Genomic DNA, 18,647 nt, shown 5'->3' with positions numbered 1-18,647 from the left:
TATCCCGATCAAGGAGTAAACCGTGGACCGTCCATTTCCGATCAGAAAACACCACATAAAACAGGCTTTGGGAAACCGCAGCAATCCACATTGCACAGAGCTGGAAACGAAGTGGCAGACGCGAGAACTTCAGCCACCGGGACCAAACCTACCTCTGGATTCGGTCAATCTGTCCGGTGATAATCGCCCCGTGCGAGTCGCGCGCTCCCGGACTTGACCACCGTGATGCCCGACGAGTGGTGTGCTCCCTGCTAGGATCCGGGGGTGACGCTTCCGATCTTTGAGTTCTCACTTCCGGGTCCGCTGCGGGATCAGCTTGTAGCCGCCGTGCTGGACGGGTCCAAGACCTCGACAACTGGCCTGCTTCGCGGCTACGAGGTCCAGAACCTTCCGCTGAATGAGATCGGCTCGCAGTCTGCGGTGATCGATTCCGAGGGACGACGGGTCGCGGTCATCGAGATCACGAGCGTTCGGGTCGTGCAGTTGGGGGACGTGGATCTAGCGCATGTGCTCGACGAGGGTGAGGGACTCACAACCGTGGCTCAGTGGCGGGCGGTGCACGAACAAGGCTGGCACAGCCCCGCCGAACGCGCAGAGCTCGGCGATCCCACCTTCACAGCTAATGATGCAACCCCGCTAGTCCTCCAGCGGTTCCGGCTCGTCACCAATATGAGCTGACGACCAAAGAGATTGAGGGACATTCCCCACGCGATGCGGACGCACCGCATTGGCTCACAAGATCAGGACGTGTCGGAAGCCGATCCTCACCCGGTCAGCTTATGACCCGCACGGTCATGTCCATGATCGGACACCGGGGGCCATCCCGAAAGATCTCCAGGATCGGTAGCTGGACCCGACCAAGACGGAACGGGACCAGGTGCAGCACTTCATTAACACCATCCCCGGGCCCACCTTGTCCCGCGGATGGTCAGCAAAGAAGTCGAATCAGTCCGTAACAACGAACCACAGCTCATTGCCACAGCGAGATGACGCGCGGGAAGTAGGGGCTAAATATCGCGACGGCGAGGCATTTTAGTTCGTCCGACAGCCTCCTAACCGCTGCCGGTACATCGGCAACGGCAATTCCTATTTCGCTGATCGAGGGGATGCGCGGGTTTTCTAAAACAGGTCAAGAGACGTCACAGGAACTGTGGCCAGCAGCGTCACTGTGAGCACCGGCATGCCCGTAGCCGCGGTGATTTCGGTCAGGACCGTAGAAAAGCTGGAAATAATGGTACGGAGGTTCAGTCCGACGAGGATCAAACAGACCCCGACGTACAAGAGGCTCAGAGGATGGTTATGCGGTAACCGTTAGGCGTGTGGCCGCCGGCCACACGCCTAACACTCAGGCGCCGTGCCCCGGGGCCACCTCCTCGCCGGGAGCAACCCGTCCGGGAGCGGTGCCGTCCCCAAATGGCCGCCCGCCAAGCTTTTCGCGCCCGTGCGCGGTCAACCACCCCGACGTGTCGGGGCCCTTGGGCACGATCTGCGTGGGATTAATGTCTTTATGCACCAGGTAGTAGTGCTGCTTAATCTGCTGGAAATCGGTGCTGTCACCGAACCCGGGGGTCTGGAACAGGTCCCGGGCGTAGCCCCACAACGCGGGCATCTCCGTAAGCTTGTTCCGATTGCATTTGAAATGCCCGTGGTAGACGGCATCAAAGCGCGCCAGGGTTGTGAAGAGCCGTACATCGGCCTCCGTAATAGTTTCTCCGACCAAAAAGCGCTGGCCGGCCAGGCGTTCTTCCAACCAATCCAGCGCAGTGAACAATCGGTCGTAGGCTGCGTCGTAGGCTTCCTGGGAACCGGCAAACCCGCACCGGTAGACGCCGTTATTAACCTCCGTAAAGACACGTTGGTTGACCCGGTCAATCTCTTCGCGCAGTTCCTCCGGGTAGAGGCGGGGAGCGCCCTCACGTTGGTATTCGGTCCACTCGGAGGAGAAGTCCAGCGTGATCTGCGGAAAGTTATTGGTCACGACCGCGCCGGAAGGAACGTCCACGACGGCGGGAACGGTAATGCCGCGCGGGTAGCCCGGAAAACGCCGGAAGTACGCGTCCTGAATCCGTTCGATGCCCAGTACCGGGTCTTGGCCGCCAGGGTCGAGGTCAAAGGTCCAGCTACGCTCGTCATGGGTGGGGCCGGGCTGGCCAAGGGAAATCACGTCCTCCAGACCCAGTAACCGGCGCACGATCACGGTTCTGTTGGCCCATGGGCACGCCCGGGCGGCAATGAGCCGGTAGCGACCGGGCTCCACCGGCCACCGCCCGGCCTCGGGGGCGTCCCCGCCGCGGATGATCCGATCCTCAATGTAATTGGTATCCCGGGTGTACTCCTGGCCGCCGGTGACATACGTGTTTGTGCTCATGAGATCAGCTTAGGCTGGTTCCCGTTTGGATTGAGCGTGCGGGCCCGGCGGACCGGCACCGCCTACTCCACGCCGAGCAGCGCCTTGCGCACCGCAATGCTTAGCTGCATGCCGCGGCCCACCGTCCCGCCCTCTTCTGCACGCTGTGGTATGTAGCCGAACCCTACCTCGTACGCGGGGTCGGCGAACCCCAAAGCCGCATTGGCGCCGTCGTGCCCGAACGCCTGTGCACTGCCGAAGTCCATCCGCGCGTGGGATTTCATGAAGACGACGGCAAAGGCGCTTTCCTGGCTGAAGACGCGATCGATCCCCCAGACCTGTTCCTGGCTCATCGTCGCGATGGTCTGCTGCGTCAGGAAGGGCTGGCCGCCGTCCACTCCCGTGCTCGCTGCGGCGTACAGTCTGGCCAGTCCGACGGCGGACCCCACGCCCGCGCCGCTGCAGCTGCCGACGGCCCGGATGGAGCGCAGGTTCGGCAATGTCAGCAGGTTTCCCGCGCGGACGTTGCCCGAGATCCCGGGAATTCCCTCCGGATCAATGAACGGCAGGTGTGGATCCTCGTCGAAGAGCACGTCACGGTACCGCGGCTCCTCGCTCTCCGGCAGACCAAGGTACATATCCACCGCAAACGGCCCGCGGATCCGCTCCTCATACAGCGCCTGCAGCGTTCCGCCCGTAATCCGTCGGCAGAGTTCTTCCATAAACACACCCATGGTCAGCGCATGGTAACCGAAGGCACGGCCCGGACGCCAGAACGGAACCGCTGCGGCCAGCTTGGCGGCCACGGCGGCGGCATCGTTATATTCCTCCATGGCGAAGCCCCCGGGTACGCCAACCAGGCCGCCCTGATGGCTCAATAGCTGACCGACAGTAAGAATTTCCTTACCGTGGCAGCCAAATTCGGGCCAGTATCGCTTCACCGCTGCGTCCAGATCAACGAGGCCGTCCTGCACCAACAAACCAAAGGCGAGCGCTGCCACACCCTTGGAGCAGGAAAATACGCCTGTCACGGAGTCGGCGGCAATTTCCGGGCCGCCATGCAGGTCCAGAACTTTCACGCCCTGATGATAAGCCGCTAATTGGGCGCTGTACCCGGAATCGGCGGCGAGCATCGAGTCAAAAAGGCGGCGGACGGCGTCGAACTCCTCGGCGGCAAAACCCTGCGCGTGTTCACTCATGACCCCAGCCTAGGTCCCGGCATCGGCATCACCTCAGCCATAGCTTCCCCGGCTACCGGCGGGTAGCATAGGTCACACCCCGACGGGTCTTCTTCAACCCGTGCAGGCGTCTGCACCCACGGGGCGGCGAAAGGGACATAATGAGCGTCAAGGCCGACAATCCCACGACATCCACCGACCCCGCCCCGGAAGGCCGTGGTTCCCACGTCACCGAACAGGACGCACGGAAGGTCGCCGAAGATGCCCGCGAAACCAACTGGTCCCGGCCGAGTTTTGCCAAGGGTCTTTACCTGGGCAACTTCGATATCTCCCTGATTCATCCGCACCCCGAGCCCACGGCCGACGATGCCGGACGCGGCGAAGAGTTCCTGGGCCGGCTGCGGACCTACTGCGAAACCCTGGACGCAGACCGGGTCGAACGCGACGCACTCATCCCGGATGAATACCTTGCCGGGCTGACCGAATTGGGGGTCTTTGGCATGAAGATCCCGCGTACTTACGGCGGTTTGGGGCTGTCGCTGACCTACTACGGCAGGGCCCTGCAGCTACTCGGTTCCGTCCATCCGTCATTTGGCGCGCTGGTCTCAGCCCATCAGTCCATTGGCGTGCCCGAGCCGGTCAAGGTCTTTGGCACCGAGGAACAGAAGAAGGAATACCTGCCGCGCTGCGCCGCCGGGGCCATCACCGCGTTCCTGCTCACCGAGCCGGACGTCGGCTCGGACCCGGCCCGGATGGGCTGCACGGCGGTGCTGAGCGAGGATGGTGCCGAGTACGTGCTCGACGGCGTCAAGCTCTGGACCACCAACGGGGTTATCGCCGAAATCGTGGTGGTAATGGCGACGGTTCCCCCGCACGTGCTCCCGGACGGGACCCAGGCCAAGGGCGGCATCTCCGCCTTCGTTGTGGAAGCCGATACCCCCGGGATCACCGTTGAAAACCGGAACTCCTTCATGGGTCTGCGCGGCATTGAAAATGGGGTGACCCGCTTCCATCAGGTCCGCATTCCGGCAGCCAACCGGCTGGGCCGCGAGGGGCAGGGACTGAAGATAGCCCTCACCACGCTTAACACCGGCCGGCTGTCCATTCCCGGGATGTGCGCGGCTACCGGCAAATGGACGCTGAAGATCGCGCGGGAATGGTCCAACGCCCGGACCCAGTGGGGTAAACCCGTTGGCCAGCACGAAGCGGTGGGCAAGAAGATCGCGTTCCTGGCCGCAACCGCGTTTGCCCTTGAGGCAGTTTTTGAGCTCTCCGCCGAGCTCGCGGATTCGCACATGAAGGATGTCCGCATCGAGGCGGCGCTGGCAAAATTGTGGTCCTCCGAGATGGCCTACCGGTGCGCCGATGAGCTAGTGCAGATCCGTGGCGGCCGCGGCTACGAAACTGCGCAGTCGCTGGCCGCCCGCGGCGAACGCGCCGTCCCCGCAGAGCAGATGCTCCGCGACATGCGCATCAACCGGATCTTTGAGGGCTCCACGGAGATCATGCACCTACTGATCGCCCGGGAAGCCGTGGATGCCCATTTAAGCGCCGCCGGCGATCTTGCCTCGGCTACGGCTTCGCTGCAGGACAAGGGGAAGGCTGCCGTCGCTGCCAGCGGTTTCTACGCCAGGTGGCTGCCCAAATTAGCCATGGGAAAGGGTATGGACCCGCGCTCCTACAACGAATTCGGACCGCTGGCGGGGCACCTGCGCTACATAGAGCGCGCATCCCGCAAACTTGCCCGACAAACGTTTTACGGGATGGGCCGCTGGCAGGCCAGGCTGGAGTATAAGCAGGCATTTCTTGGCCGGATCGTGGATATAGGCGCCGAGTTGTTCGCAATGGCGGCCTGCTGCAGCCGCGCGGAGATGCTGCGCGTGAAGGATCCCGTGCAGGGGCGGCACGCGATAGAACTGGCCGACGCTTTCTGCGGCCAATCCCGGATGCGCATCGACGCGCTCTTTACGGACCTGTGGCACAACACGGACGACGGCGACGCCCGCCTTGCGTCGGGCGTGCTCGCGGGTGACTTCGGCTGGCTGGAGCAGGGGATCATCGATGTTTCCGAGGGCACCGGTCCGTGGATTTCCGAAGCCGGTTCGGGACCCAGCGGCAAGGAGAACCAGCACCGCAAATACCGCTGACGCGGCCGGCAGTGTTCGGTCGGTTCCGCTCGCTGCGTTGCGGTAGGTAAGTGGCTTTTGGATTTTCGTCTATCGGAGCGGGCCGCACTCAGTTTCTATGGGCCCGGTGCGTGACTGACTGGCATGTCCACAAGACCGTTACGGACAACGGCGACCGCCAGCTGGACCCGATTGGAGACGTTGAGCCGTGTCATGATCCCGGTCAGCTGCGCCTTGATCGTGGCTTCGCTGAGATGAAGATCGCGGCCAATTTGGGCATTTGTTCTTCCGGCTGCCACACCTGCCAAAAGTTTCCTGTCACGGCTGTTGAACTGGGCCTTAAGCACCAGGTTGTCCGCACTCTCGGTAGCTCCGGGCGTCTGCAGCCGGGGGGAGCTTAGAGGCATGGCGAAAATTGCAGCGCCCCGGTGGATCATCCTCAGTGCGGGACCGAGGTCCTGCGTCATCTGAGTTTTTGTCAAAAAACTTACAGCCCCGGCTTGGTAGGCCTCGATCATTGTTTTCCGGTCTGTCTCGGCGCAGAGCAGGACCACCTTTGTCCGGGGTGCCTGCTCGGTGATGGCCCGGATTTCAGCGACACCGTCGATCCCGGGTAGTCCCCGTTCGATCAGCACGATGTCAGGGCCGGCAGCAACCACGGCCGTAAAAGCGTCTTCAGCTGTCCGCGACACTGCCTCCAGCGTCACGTAATCCAGACCCGTTAAGATGGTCTGAAGTCCTTGCTGCAGGAGAAAGTCCGCACTGACCAGATGCACGCGTATCAGCTTGCCGTCCGTCACTTGCCCACCCCGCCGCTGAAATCAGATAATCTGTTCTCCGGATTCACGCCTGAACGTCGGAAAATAAAATCAAAGTTCCAAGAAATTGGAAAGGCTTGTGCTCCTGCAACTTGACCGACCTCCAGGTAACATAATTTTTATATACAAAAAGTCTTCCGAAAAGACTAAAGTCTATAAATGTATAGACCATCAGTCTTTAAGTCCAGACTAGCAGCTACACAGCTATTTTTGATGGGACGAAAACGTCAGCAAGGACGGCTGCTCTCCTCGCAATTCGCTGCTACGGCGCGGGGGATGAGGACTAAATATTGTAGATCCTCCACGGGATGCCGATGCGACGTGCGTGCGTGAGGCAATCGCATGGCCATCGCATGGCCAAAATACGATCTTGTGCTTGTTATGGTTGTTCCTTCCGGCTGCGTTGACCATGTCATACGCCATCGCCAAAAATAACTTCGGGGGAACAATATGAGCACAGTACTAAACACCGGCGCCTCAAGGCGCAGCCGAACCAAAAAGATAGCGTTCGTGACGGCCGGGCTGTTGCTCGTGGGCGGTGGCGCAGCCTTCGCCTACTGGACGGTTGGTGGGGCGGGGACCGGCACGGCTGCGACCGGTACTACCTCCAATATCCTGCCCCTACAAACCACTACCGTGACGGACATGCGTCCTGGGGATTCCGCCCAGCCTCTCGACGGTAACTTCACCAACGGGGATGATGGCCCGGTCTATGTTGGGACAGTGACCGCCAGCATCGCCTCAGTGACAATGGCCGCCGGCGCCGCGAACGGGACCTGCGACGCAACGGACTACACCCTTGCCGGGGCAGCGATGACCGTGGACGCTGAGATCCCGGTGGGTTTCCGCCAGGGCGCGTGGACCGGCGCCACGATCAAATTCAACGACAAGGCCACCAACCAGGATGCCTGCAAGGGCGCCATCGTCAACCTCGCCTACACGATCAGCTAGGACTTCACAGTCAGCTGGCTCAGACGTTTCCCGTCCTGGTCCGGGAGTGCGGCACTCTCGCAAGGTGCCAGAAAGGCAGAGGGCCCGGTGAGTCCGTCGATTTTGCGCCGCTGGCGGGAGTGGTTGATGATCGCCGGCGGCCTCGGCCGTGTTGTCCTGACCGCTGCACTCGCGCTCCTGGTCACCGCAGCGAGCATACCCACGGTCCCGGCCCTGCTGAATTCGAGCCCGTCCACGTTCCGGATCGAAGGTGAGGTCCGGGCGATGCCAGTCGGATCCTCGACCTCGCCTCGGTGCGAAGGTCCTCCGGCCACGCTGGCACCTGGTGTGACTCGCTGTCTGGTTTATCGGGTGCACAACACGCTGGACCACCCCATCAAAGTCCAGACGATCACTATGGGCCTTGATCCTCTTTTCCCGGCCCCTCCATCAGGCTGCTCAGCGGAGAAACTGCTTCTGCCGGGCTTTTCCGGTGTGCTGTCTGTGCCTGCGGGCGCAGACAGTGAAACGCACGGTTTGCCGATCCAAATCAAGAACACCTCGACCAACCAAGACGATTGTCAACAGAAGATGCTGCACTTCACGTTCGCCGGCACCGCGACTTACGCGGACCCGAGCAGCCCGGTGCCCAATCAGGAACTGCCGGACACCGGCGCAGTCATCGGAGGGCTGTTGCTCGGCACCGGCGTTCTCGCGCTGGCCGGTTGGATCCTGTTTATGGCGGCCAGGCGTCGCCGGGCCAAGGCCTCCTCGTGAACCGGCCCAGCACAGTGCGCACGTTACTCCTGGCAGCCGGCTGCACTCTGGCTCTGGTCTGCGGCCTAGTGTCCACCCCGGCCCTGGCCTATTTCACCGCCGGCGGGTCAGGGACCGCTACCGCAGCAGCGGGCACCTTGCAGCCTTTAATAGTCCTGCCCGCCACGACCGACTCCTCGACGGGGCCTCTCTACCCCGGAGGGACCGGAGACTTGATCCTGAACGTTACCAACCCCAACTCGAAACAGGTGAGGCTGCAACGCGTCTCCCAAGCCGGCGGAGTAGGCGTTCAAGGTGGTTTCGGATGCACCGGCGACCCGGGATGGCCCAATACCGTCGGCAACTCCGGGGTCAGTATCCTTGACATCAACTCTTTAAATGTCCTGCTGCCGGGCGGATCGACCCAGGTGCTGCACCTGCGCGGGGCTGCCGCAATGAGCGTCATCTCCGCCGCAGCCTGTCAGGGCGCCAGCTTCGACGTCCCGGTCACCATCGAGGTGAGCGAATGACCCCGGCCCGGAATCTTTCCCGACCTCTTCCTGCACGTCGCCGGTTCCGGCGTGCTGTGGCCGTCGCGACTTTGATGGGGGTCATGCTCGGCATCGCCGGCCCCGCCTACAGCTACTGGACAGCCACTTCGACGGGATCCCATGGCAGATCAGACGCCGGTACGCTAGCCATCCCGGCCCTCATATCCACATCTATGACCGCCACAAACGCCGCTCTCTCCTGGACCCAGCCCTTCGAACCCACCGGTTACGACCTGGTGCAGTCCCCTGGGCTCCTGACCGGCTGCGTGGCGAATCCTACGGCCAGCACCACCAATTGCACCGCCTCCGGGCTGACCCCGAACACCTCCTACACCTGGTCCCTGCAGGCCGCGGTCCATAACTGGCGCAGCGCAGCCAGCGTCAGCGCCACCACGCCCAAACAGAGCACCACCACCACGCTGCGCAACACAACCCCGCAGTCAGGCCCTACTGGGACCAGCTTCACCGCCACCGCAAAAGTGATCGGCGACGATAGCTTTGGTTCCCCCGCCGGTACCGTCACCTTCAGCCATCATGTCGCCGCTGACTGCACCGGGCCGGCCAGCTTCACCACTGCAGCCCAGACGCTTTCCGAAGGTTCAGCCACCGGTTCTTTGCAGCCAACTGCCGGCACCTACCACTGGCGGGCCACCTATACCCCCACCGACACCTTCAACACCGCCAGTACCAGCACGTGCAGCGAAGCGATCACCGTATCCTCCGCCGGCACCCCACCCTCCGTGACGGTCGGGACGTCTCCGGTGGGGGTGGCGGTCTCACCGGGCGGAGCACACGTCTACGTGGCCAACTACAGTTTGGGTACGGTATCGGTGATTGCTACGGCCACGAATACGGTTTCGACCATCGTGGTCGGCGGGAACCCATACGAGGTAGCTCTGTCACCGGATGGGACGCGCCTTTACGTCAGCCGGCCCTACGTAGATGCGGTGGTTGTCGTTGATACTGCCACAAACTTGGTAGTAAAGAACATCACGGTAGGGACCTACCCGTGGGGGTTGGCGGTGACACCGGATGGGGCACACGTCTACGTCGCCAACTACCGCTCGAAGTCGGTGTCGGTCATTAATACGGCCACAAATGCAGTGTCGGCGAGCATACCGGTCGGGGTGTACCCAGACGCGGTCGCGGTGACGCCGAACGGGGCACATGTCTACGTCACCAACGCCGGTTCCGATACGGTTTCGGTGCTTGACACGACCTCGAATACCGTGTCGGCGACCATCCCGTTTACGGCCGGGGCCGCGCCGGCCTCGGTTACGGTCTCGCCCAACGGGGCACGCGTGTACGTTGTCAACAGCGGTCCGAGTACAGTGTCAGTCATTGATACGGTCACCAACAAAGTGTCGGTGATAATTCCGTTAACTTTGGGGGCGAACTCTGCCGCAGTGGCGGTCTCGCCCAATGGGGCACACCTCTACGTGGCCAACGCCAATGCGAATACAGTGTCGGTGATTGATACGGCGACCAACAAGGTGTCCGCGACGATTCCCGTCGGGCTGAAGCCGGTCGGGGTGGCCGTGTCCCCCGATGGGACACATGTGTACGTCACCAACGAGAACTCGTATACGGTGTCGGTGCTTGCCCTGCCGGTTTTGTCTGCCGGAGCTGTCCCGGCAGCAACAGTAGGAATCCCGTATTCATTTACTATTCCGGCCGTAAATGTGGCCTCGTTCGTCGTCACCTCCGGTGTGCTGCCGGTCGGATTGACGCTGAATGCTTCCACCGGGACGATCACCGGAACTCCGACGACGCCTGGCCCGGTCACGTTCACGGTAACCGGAGCCGGTCTTTATGGGCAGGCCGTCTTGGCCTACACGATCATCACAGTCCACAACTGAGCACCACACTGTGCGGGGGTGGCCCGGTGGTGCGGAAGACCTTCTCGCATACTTTTTTGACAGTCCCCATCTCAGCACCAGCGCCACCGAAATTACTGAAACGAAAGAAGCGAGTTGGCAGCCGCCCGAACCATCAAGGCGAAGGCTTGCGAAGGATCCAGTGCTGCGGGTCAAGACCACGCACCAGCTTTCGGCCGATCCGCGCAAGGTCAGCCGCGTCGTCGTCGTCCAGTTGATCAAAGACCAGCGAACGCACATTGTCCACATGCCCCGGCGCCAGCCCCGCAATCATTTCCATTCCCGGCACCGTAATTGTGGCCGTGGTAACTCGCGCATCCAGGGTGTGCGGGCAACGCGTGACGTAGCGCCGGCCTTCCAGCTTCTTCACAACGTGCGAGAGCCGCGAGAGCGAGGCACTGGTCCGGGCAGCAAGCTCGCTCATGGGCAAGGTACCGTCCTTCGCTTCGGAGAGCATGGCCAGCACGTTGTAATCGAAGAGGGAGAGTTCAGCCTCCTGCTGCAGGGGCCCGTCCAACGCTCCGGGCAGCAGCGTCATGGTGGACAATAAAGCAAGCCATGCCTCATGCTCCCCGGATGACAACCACCTCGGTTCGCTCATAAATCAAGCATCCCACAGCAGTTGATACTTCAAGCTTCCTATTCTGCACGCCGGTCCCTTGACCGTCGGCTGGTCCTGGCGTAAAACGTAGTCAGCATCGAGTTCGCCACGTTCGAGGACCTCGGCAACGGCCGCACCCGGCTCCCCGGCCACTCGGTCTACCCCAGCCAGGAGGCCCGCGACGGCACGGCCACCTCAGCTGGTCAGAACGTCCTTGGTGCCGTGATCGTAGCGGAACGTGATCCGGCCACCCCGGTGATGCAGTTCGTGGTTTGCTCCACCGCGCACCCCGAACGCACCGTAATTTTCTTCCCATGACCTGTCAATGGTGGCCTTGTAGCTGTAAAACCCTTCGGGGAGTTCCGCCGTCAGCTTCCAGAGGCGGTCCGTGTCATCAAATTTCATCTGTACTTCGTCATAGTCCGGCTCCCAGTTGCCTGGCGCCCCCAGCGCCGTGCCGAAGTCTCCGACGATGGCGACGGCTTCCGGCTGCGGTCCGAGCTCGACGGCGGACGGTCCGTTCTGCGCGGCGGGCACCTCAGGTGCTGCGGGGGTTTCGGGTGCTGCGGCGGTCCCGGGCTTTGCAGCCGTTTTGGTAGCGCGCGCTTTCGTTGCTGTAGCCTTACCTGCCGGCTTGCTGGACGCCGCCTTGGCGGTATTGGCCGGCGCTGTCGGCACGGGCATCTCGGCCGGGACCGGGGTTCCCGCCGCCAGCGCGACCGCCAGTGATTGTGCATCCGGGAAGGCGACCGTGGCCCGCAGCCCGTCATCAGTGAGCGACCAACCGCTGCGGCCCTTCACGAGCCAACCGGCTTTGACCAGCTTGGTCGTGGCTGTGGTCAGGTTCTTGTGGCCGCGCGGTACACCCCCGCTGAGCAGCTTGCCCTCCTCGGTGTCAAACGGCACCAGCGCAATGGCTTCGGCCAGGACCTCTCCCGCGCCGGGTTTCTCACCCCGCCAGGCTCCCGCGGCCATAATGTCCAGCACGGCTTTAAGCCGACGATCGATGTTGTTGCCAATGACATTATCCACGGTGTCCTCCTGCGGCGATGGGTGTGGTTTCATTCTGCCAGCAGCGGGCCTGCCACACCATTCCGACACCGTCACAAAAGGGAAGAGCCAACGACGCCGCCGAAGAAGGTCCTGGGCCGGCCCTTCGGGCGGCGCCGGGAAGACTCTCTTCTTTCGTTGACTAATCCGGCTCAGAGTTCTAGCATAATTTCGTATAACAATATTTAGTTTTCATCATACGAAATGCTTAGAAGGGGCAGCCCGCCATGCACAGTGCTACCGCCACCCGGGAAACCCAAAACGCCGAATCTGCGGGCCGGCCCGCAGAGGTAGGACAAAGCAGCGGTCTGCCACCCGCTGTGCAGCCGGAGGTCGCCCGTTCCTGGCTGCTGGTCCCTGCCACCCGGCCGGAAATTTTCGGTGACGCCGCAGCATCGTCTGCGGACGCCGTCGTTCTGGATATCGAAGATGCGGTGGACCCGGGTAAAAAGCCGGAAGCCCGGGAGGCTGTATCCCGCTGGCTGTACAACGGTGGTCGGGCGTGGGTCCGCGTCAATGATGCAGCCTCTGCATTCTGGGCAGACGATTTGGCCGCGCTCAGGGATGCACCCGGGCTGCTCGGAGTGATGCTGGCGAAGACTGAAACCCCCGAACAGGTCTCCACCACCTTTGACCGGCTCGGTGGCAAGCACCGCATTGTGGCTCTCGTTGAATCCGCCTACGGCATCGAGGAAGCGACGCGCATTGCCCGGGCACATGGCGCCTTCCGCCTGGCCTTTGGCAGCGGCGACTTCCGCCGCGACACCGGCATGAGCGCGGACCGGGAAGCGATGGCGTACCCGCGGGCGAAGCTGGTCGTGGCCAGCCGCGCCGGCAATCTCCCCGGCCCCATTGACGGCCCGACCGTGGGCACCAGCCGCCCGGTTCTCCGCGAGCAGTCGGGAATTACTGTGCTGATGGGAATGACCGGCAAACTCTGCCTGTCAGCTGATCAGGCTCCGGTGATCAACGAGGTCATCAGCCCCACGCCGACGGACATTGACTGGGCATGTGACTTCCTGTCCGATTTCGATGCCCGCGGCGGGATTATCCGCGACGGAAGCGACCTGCCCAGAATCGGCCGCGCACGCAAAATCCTCACACTTGCCAGCGCTTTGGGGCTTCAGCCTGCGCGGACGGCTGAGTAAACTATCGTTTGTCGGCAGTCCCGCCAGCGCCCCGCACCCCGCACCCCGCACCCCGCACCCCGAGTAACCATGCACCTCAACGACTAAGGAAACCCCATGACAGAGCAGCTTTCTCCCGGCAATACTGCCCCCACGTTTAGCCTTCCCGACGCCTCTGACAACACCATCTCCCTCGCCGACTTCCAGGGTCGCAACGTGGTGGTGTACTTCTACCCGGCTGCCGCCACGCCCGGCTGCACCACGGAGGCCTGCGACTTCCGCGACAGCCTTGGCTCGCTAAAGAAGGCCGGCTACGAGGTGGTGGGGATCTCCCCCGACTCCCCCGAAAAGCTGCGCAATTTTACCGAGGATCAGGGACTGACCTTCCCGCTGCTGGCCGACGACGGCGCGCAGGTTGCGCGCGCCTGGGGCGCCTGGGGCCACAAGACCGTGAATGGTAAGGACATGGAAGGCGTCCTCCGGTCGACGTTCGTACTGGACGGCGAGGGCCGCGTACTGCACGCCGCCTACAACGTCGCCCCGAACGGCCACGTCGCCGAGCTGCGGGAAACCCTCGGCGTGAACTGATTACACAGGATCTATGCCCCGGCCGGGGCTTTCCCGGGCCGGGGCATAGCCATGCCCAAAAACTTCCGCCGCACCCAAAGCCGGGTTGTCCTAAAAAGCAGGCACTGCGAAAACCAGGGTCGCCCCAGAAAATCCCTAAAAATCAGTGGCCGCTCGGGCCGGAACCTTGGCCGCGGCCCCTGCCGTCCCGAAATTTTGTGCTTGAATATTTGCGCCGCCGCTTGACATCATCGGTGTGACGAGGTTCACTATTACATATGCTGAAATAACAGTTTCACGATGCGAGATTTTTTTCGTATAGCCCTACACCGTGGATGCCAGCATTTTTAGTACGAGGTACAAGCAATGTCGCTTGATCAACTGACTCTTGAGCAATTCAATCGGTTGCAGCCTGCAGAGGCGGCTGCCGTCCTGCGTCCCTGCATTGACGTTCCTCGTTGGATCGAGGAGATCGCCCTGGCCCGGCCCTTCACCAGCATCGAAGCGTTGCTGGACTGTGCCGGCAACGCGGCCGATCCGTTCGTCGAAGCGGAAATCGAGTCGGCGCTGGCCCACCATCCCCGGATAGGCGAACGTGCCGCCGGCAGCAATGCCGAAGCCGAACTGTCGCGCGCCGAACAAGCAGCACTCGGTGACACCGATGCTCAGGTAGCGGCAGAGCTCGCAGCGGGGAATCGGGCCTATGAAGAAAAGTTCGGCCGGGTCTTTTTGATCCGAGCCGCCGGCCGGAGCTCACACGAAATCCTGGCCGTTCTTACGCAGCGGCTGCAGAACACCCCCGAAACCGAGAATCCGATCGTTGCCCAGCAGCTGCGCGAAATCGCCCTGCTGCGGCTCAAAGGAGGAGTAACCGCGTGAGCGTCTCCCATGTGACCACCCACATTCTGGACACCGCAGCCGGCACGCCGGCTGCAGGTGTCGCCGTCGAGCTTTACGCCCGCGACGGTGACGCTTGGTCCACGATTGCGACGGGCAAAACCGATGCCGACGGGCGGGTGAAAGACCTTGGCCCCGAGCGGCTTGACTCCGGAGATTACCGGCTGCACTTCGCCACCGGGGCCTACTTCGCCGGCATCAAAACGGACACCTTCTTCCCGGAGGTTGTGCTGACATTCACTGTCGCCCAGAGCGAGGCGCACTACCACGTGCCGCTGCTGCTCAGTCCATTCGCCTACTCAACGTACAGAGGAAACTAATCATGAGCAGCAACAACATCATTCTCGGCGCCAACCAGTACGGCAAGGCGGAGGTCCGCCTTGTCAAGATCACCCGCGACACGGACCGCCACGAGATCGAAGACCTCAATGTCACCTCCGAGCTGCGCGGGGACTTCGAGGCAGCCCACCTCGAAGGGGACAACGCACACGTCGTCCCGACGGACACGCAGAAGAACACCGTCTACGCCTTTGCCCGTGAAGGCGTTGGCTCGCCGGAGAAGTTCCTGCTCCGCCTGGCCGAGCACTTCACCTCCAGCTTTGACTGGGTGGACGGCGGCCGTTGGGCGGCGGAGTCCTACAACTGGGACCGCATCCAGGCCGATGGATCCGAGCACAACCACTCATTCGTCAAAAACGGGACGGAAACCCGGACCGCCGTGGTAGTCAAGGACGGCGACGACGTTCAGGTGATGGGCGGGCTCAAGGGCCTGACGGTTCTCAAGTCCACCCAGTCCGGCTTCGAGGGATACCCGAAGGACAAGTACACGACCCTGGCCGAGACCAGTGACCGCATCATGTCCACCGATGTGGCGGCCCGGTGGCGTTACAACACCACCGACGTTGACTTCAATAATGCGTACGACGACGTCAAAGCCCTGCTGCTGGAAGGGTTCACGGAGAACTACTCCACAGCCCTGCAGAACACCCTGTACGGAATGGGCAAGAAGGTCCTCGAGGCACACCCCGAAATCGATGAGATCAAATTCTCCATGCCGAACAAACACCACTTCCTCGTGGACCTGGCCCCCTTCGGGCTGGACAATCCCAACGAGGTCTTCTTCGCCGCCGACCGTCCCTACGGTCTGATCGAAGCAACGGTGCTGCGTGAAGACGCATCCGACGCCGGCCGGGCCTGGGAAGGCATCGCCGGATTCTGCTAAAACCTGGTGTTCCGGGGCGGGCGGACCGCCCGCCCCGGAACACTTTTGACCCGACACTTTCAGCGCGGAAGAACCCGCCAAGCGAAGTATCCATCGGGCAGTTTCATGACCAAAGCTTTTCATGCACCCCGCATGACCAAAATTTTTCATGACGGCACGATTGATTGCCGGGACGGAGACTTCGCACCATGTCCAGAACCACCAAAGAGAGCCGGTCGCGCCGCGCGACCACAGCCAGACCCGAAGACGAGCGGATGTCCATTGGGGCCAGCTTCGGCTACGGGCTCCAGCATGTGCTCACCATGTACGGCGGCATCATTGCAGTACCGCTGATCGTCGGGCAGGCGGCCGGAATGAACACCGCGGATATCGGGCTGCTGATTGCTGCCTGCCTTTTCATGGGCGGTCTTGCCACCCTGCTGCAGACCGTCGGGGTGCCGTTCTTCGGCTCCCAGCTGCCGCTGGTCCAAGGTGTTTCCTTTGCCGGCGTTGCGACCATGGTGGCAATTGTCAAGGGCGGCGGCGGTATCCAATCTGTCTTCGGCGCCGTGATTGTCTCCTCCGTGGTCGGGTTCCTGATCACCCCCATCTTTTCCAAGATCATCAAGTTCTTCCCGCCCGTGGTCACGGGCACCGTGATCACGGTGATCGGGCTGTCCCTGATGCCCGTCGCGGCTAACTGGGCGATGGGCGGAAACGCTAAAGCCCCTAATTACGGCAGCGTGGCCAATATCGGCTTGACCGCACTGACTCTGGCCATCGTCCTGCTGCTGAGCAAGCTTGGCAGCGCCACCATCTCGCGGTTGTCCATCCTGCTTGCCATTGTGATCGGCACGCTGGTGGCTATCCCACTCGGGATGGCGGACTTCTCCAAGGTGGGCGTCGGCGACATCGCCGCGTTCCCGGTGCCTTTCCACTTGGGCCTGCCGACGTTCAATATTGCCGCAATCGTCTCCATGTTCATCGTTGTTTTGGTCATCATGGTTGAGACCTCGGCAGATATCCTGGCCGTCGGCGAAATCGTCGGAACGAAGGTTGATTCCAAGCGCTTGGGTAACGGCCTGCGGGCAGATATGGCCGCCAGCGCGGTAGCCCCCATTTTCGGATCCTTCACGCAAAGCGCCTTCGCCCAAAACGTTGGACTGGTGGCAGTCACGGGGATCAAGAGCCGGTTTGTCGTTGCCGCCGGCGGCGTCATCCTGGTGGTCCTGGGCCTGCTTCCCGTAATGGGCCGCGTTGTGGCCGCCGTGCCGTTGTCCGTTCTGGGCGGGGCGGGCATCGTCCTGTTCGGTACGGTTGCTGCCAGCGGTATCCGCACGCTCTCCACAGTGAGCTACAAAAACAACATGAACCTGATCATCGTGGCCACGGCCATCGGTGCCGGGATCATACCGATCGCTGCTCCGACCTTCTACAACAAGTTCCCGGACTGGTTTGCCACGATCTTCCACTCCGGCATCAGCTCTGCCGCCATCATGGCGATCCTGCTGAACCTGCTGTTCAACCATCTCAAGGCCGGCAACTCCCAGAATCCATCAGTTTTCTCTGCGGCGGCTGACCGCTTGGTGCCGGCGGAAGTGGTGGAAGCCTTGGAGCACGGTGACCGCTGGGAAGATGGCAAGCTTCTCGATGTCAACGGTGTTCAGGTGCCGATCCGCCAGGTGGAATCGGAACACTAGCCGGTTCGCATCCCATCGACTGTGCCGCAGATGTCCGTCTGAGCTCTCATTCGGACAGCTGCGGCGCAGTCGAAAAGCGTTTTGCTATACGTTTTGCGTTAGCCGCGGCCGATGAAGGGCATCCCGGCAGCCGTGATCAACACCGATCCAACACTGGCCGACGGCGGCATGTCCGCCATCAGCAGCACCACACGGGCCGCTTCGGCCACCGGAAACGTCGGTTCCACCCGGCGGCTGCCATCGGCCTGCAGGGCACCGGTTCCCACGCCCAGGGTGGACATAATGTCCGTCGCCGTGTTGCCGATGTCGATCTGCCCGCAGCTGATACCGAAACCCCGCCCGTCCAGTTCAATGGATTTTGTCAACCCGGTGATGGCATGTTTGGTGACGGTATACGCCGCTGACCGTGGCCGCGGCGAATGCGCCGAAATCGACCCATTATTAATGATCCGTCCACCCTGCGGCCTTTGCGCCTTCATGGCCCGTACGGCCGCCGCAGCGCACAGCATCGAGCCGGTGATGTTCACGGCCACCGTGCTGTCCCAATCCGCGGCGGTAATCTCATCCACCGAGCCCGTGGGACCGAATGTGCCGGCGTTGTTGAAGAGCACATCCACCCGGGCGAACCGATGCGTCGTGGCCGCGAAGAGTGCCTCCACCTCCGCCGGTATGGTGACATCCGTCGGTACTATCAGCGCGGCGGGATTCCCGCCTGCGGTCTCCATGAGTTCTTTCTCCCGCCGCCCGGCCAGCACCACCCGATAGCCGGAGCCCAGCAGCAGCCGTGCCACCGCCCGGCCGATCCCGGAGCCGGCTCCGGTCACCACGGCGACCTTCCCGCCGTGGTTTGTGCCGCCGTCGTCCGCACTATCGGTCATCGCGCTTGATTCAACGGTCATTACGCCTCCTAAAAAGTCCATC

General features: G+C 62.3%; 18 protein-coding genes and 1 pseudogene. 13 read left to right on the top strand and 6 right to left on the bottom strand.

The annotated features are described in order from the left end of the window. Nucleotides 1-264: 264 nt before the first annotated feature. Nucleotides 265-678, top strand: coding sequence for an ASCH domain-containing protein (locus tag IV500_RS15940; RefSeq protein WP_196397804.1), 414 nt, complete (start codon nucleotides 265-267; stop codon nucleotides 676-678). 667 nt (nucleotides 679-1,345) lie between these two features. On the opposite strand, the gene IV500_RS15935 is transcribed toward IV500_RS15940, so the two are convergent. Together IV500_RS15935 and IV500_RS15930 are read right to left on the bottom strand one after the other, a co-directional pair. Next, the gene (locus tag IV500_RS15935) at nucleotides 1,346-2,368 is read right to left on the bottom strand and encodes a glutathione S-transferase family protein (RefSeq protein WP_196397803.1); all 1,023 of its coding nucleotides are present in this window, start codon (nucleotides 2,366-2,368) and stop codon (nucleotides 1,346-1,348) included. Nucleotides 2,369-2,430: 62 nt separating this feature from the next. Further along, nucleotides 2,431-3,546 carry a serine hydrolase domain-containing protein gene (locus IV500_RS15930; RefSeq protein WP_196397802.1) on the bottom strand — a complete coding sequence of 372 codons (1,116 nt, stop codon included), beginning with the start codon at nucleotides 3,544-3,546 and terminating at the stop codon, nucleotides 2,431-2,433. 140 nt (nucleotides 3,547-3,686) lie between these two features. Between IV500_RS15930 and IV500_RS15925 the strand changes: the two genes are divergently transcribed. Next, the gene (locus tag IV500_RS15925; RefSeq protein ID WP_196397801.1) at nucleotides 3,687-5,672 is read left to right on the top strand and encodes an acyl-CoA dehydrogenase family protein; all 1,986 of its coding nucleotides are present in this window, start codon (nucleotides 3,687-3,689) and stop codon (nucleotides 5,670-5,672) included. A gap of 95 nt (nucleotides 5,673-5,767) precedes the next feature. On the opposite strand, the gene IV500_RS15920 is transcribed toward IV500_RS15925, so the two are convergent. Then, on the bottom strand, nucleotides 5,768-6,451 hold the full coding sequence (locus tag IV500_RS15920; protein WP_196397800.1) for a response regulator: 684 nt from the start codon (nucleotides 6,449-6,451) through the stop codon (nucleotides 5,768-5,770). Between the two features lie 468 nt (nucleotides 6,452-6,919). Here IV500_RS15920 and IV500_RS15915 point away from each other — a divergent pair, with 468 nt between their 5' ends. From IV500_RS15915 to IV500_RS15900, 4 genes are all read left to right on the top strand, one after another. Next, nucleotides 6,920-7,420 carry a hypothetical protein gene (locus IV500_RS15915; RefSeq protein WP_196397799.1) on the top strand — a complete coding sequence of 167 codons (501 nt, stop codon included), beginning with the start codon at nucleotides 6,920-6,922 and terminating at the stop codon, nucleotides 7,418-7,420. An 87-nt stretch (nucleotides 7,421-7,507) separates the two neighbouring features. Then, nucleotides 7,508-8,176: a hypothetical protein gene (locus tag IV500_RS15910; RefSeq protein WP_196397798.1), complete on the top strand. Its 669-nt coding sequence runs from the start codon at nucleotides 7,508-7,510 to the stop codon at nucleotides 8,174-8,176. Continuing rightward, on the top strand, nucleotides 8,173-8,685 hold the full coding sequence (locus tag IV500_RS15905; protein WP_196397797.1) for a hypothetical protein: 513 nt from the start codon (nucleotides 8,173-8,175) through the stop codon (nucleotides 8,683-8,685). The genes IV500_RS15910 and IV500_RS15905 overlap by 4 nt, the downstream gene beginning before the upstream one ends. A 194-nt stretch (nucleotides 8,686-8,879) precedes the next feature. Next, nucleotides 8,880-10,565: a beta-propeller fold lactonase family protein gene (locus tag IV500_RS15900; RefSeq protein WP_196397796.1), complete on the top strand. Its 1,686-nt coding sequence runs from the start codon at nucleotides 8,880-8,882 to the stop codon at nucleotides 10,563-10,565. Nucleotides 10,566-10,698: 133 nt separating this feature from the next. Here IV500_RS15900 and IV500_RS15895 read toward each other — a convergent pair whose 3' ends face one another. Then, nucleotides 10,699-11,184, bottom strand: coding sequence for a MarR family winged helix-turn-helix transcriptional regulator (locus tag IV500_RS15895; protein WP_196397795.1), 486 nt, complete (start codon nucleotides 11,182-11,184; stop codon nucleotides 10,699-10,701). A gap of 84 nt (nucleotides 11,185-11,268) precedes the next feature. On the opposite strand from IV500_RS15895, the pseudogene IV500_RS21595 reads away from it, so the two are divergent. After that, nucleotides 11,269-11,382: pseudogene (locus IV500_RS21595) on the top strand (polyketide cyclase); the annotation flags it as partial. On the opposite strand, the gene IV500_RS15890 reads toward IV500_RS21595, so the two are convergent. Further along, entirely contained in the window at nucleotides 11,380-12,216 is an 837-nt protein-coding gene (locus tag IV500_RS15890) for a pullulanase X25 domain-containing protein (protein WP_376770218.1), read from the bottom strand. The pseudogene IV500_RS21595 and the gene IV500_RS15890 sit on opposite strands and share 3 nt — an antisense overlap. 245 nt (nucleotides 12,217-12,461) lie before the next feature. On the opposite strand from IV500_RS15890, the gene IV500_RS15885 reads away from it, so the two are divergent. The 6 genes from IV500_RS15885 to IV500_RS15860 all read left to right on the top strand — a co-directional run bounded on the left by IV500_RS15885 (nucleotide 12,462) and on the right by IV500_RS15860 (nucleotide 17,726). Next, nucleotides 12,462-13,382 (top strand): HpcH/HpaI aldolase/citrate lyase family protein, encoded by a 921-nt coding sequence (locus IV500_RS15885; protein ID WP_196397794.1) that lies wholly within the window; start codon nucleotides 12,462-12,464, stop codon nucleotides 13,380-13,382. Between the two features lie 96 nt (nucleotides 13,383-13,478). Beyond that, nucleotides 13,479-13,949, top strand: a complete 471-nt coding sequence (gene bcp, locus IV500_RS15880; RefSeq protein WP_196397793.1) for a thioredoxin-dependent thiol peroxidase — start codon at nucleotides 13,479-13,481, stop codon at nucleotides 13,947-13,949. Between the two features lie 360 nt (nucleotides 13,950-14,309). Continuing rightward, entirely contained in the window at nucleotides 14,310-14,807 is a 498-nt protein-coding gene (uraD, locus tag IV500_RS15875) for a 2-oxo-4-hydroxy-4-carboxy-5-ureidoimidazoline decarboxylase (RefSeq protein ID WP_376770221.1), read from the top strand. Next, the gene (uraH, locus tag IV500_RS15870; RefSeq protein WP_196397791.1) at nucleotides 14,804-15,145 is read left to right on the top strand and encodes a hydroxyisourate hydrolase; all 342 of its coding nucleotides are present in this window, start codon (nucleotides 14,804-14,806) and stop codon (nucleotides 15,143-15,145) included. Before uraD ends, uraH begins: the two co-directional genes overlap by 4 nt. 2 nt (nucleotides 15,146-15,147) lie before the next feature. Next, on the top strand, nucleotides 15,148-16,047 hold the full coding sequence (gene pucL / locus IV500_RS15865; RefSeq protein WP_196397790.1) for a factor-independent urate hydroxylase: 900 nt from the start codon (nucleotides 15,148-15,150) through the stop codon (nucleotides 16,045-16,047). Between the two features lie 188 nt (nucleotides 16,048-16,235). Then, nucleotides 16,236-17,726: a nucleobase:cation symporter-2 family protein gene (locus IV500_RS15860; RefSeq protein ID WP_196397789.1), complete on the top strand. Its 1,491-nt coding sequence runs from the start codon at nucleotides 16,236-16,238 to the stop codon at nucleotides 17,724-17,726. 98 nt (nucleotides 17,727-17,824) lie between these two features. Here the strand turns inward: IV500_RS15860 and IV500_RS15855 are convergent, their stop codons facing one another. Then, a complete protein-coding gene (locus IV500_RS15855; RefSeq protein ID WP_196397849.1) occupies nucleotides 17,825-18,604 on the bottom strand; it encodes an SDR family oxidoreductase in 780 nt (259 codons plus the stop codon). Nucleotides 18,605-18,647: the final 43 nt, after the last annotated feature.

The sequence above is a fragment of the Arthrobacter terrae genome (assembly GCF_015708085.1).
GTDB classification, from domain to species: Bacteria; Actinomycetota; Actinomycetes; order Actinomycetales; family Micrococcaceae; genus Arthrobacter_M; species Arthrobacter_M terrae.
Note: the sequence above shows the minus strand (reverse complement) of the source record. Positions and strands in the feature narration are given on the sequence as shown.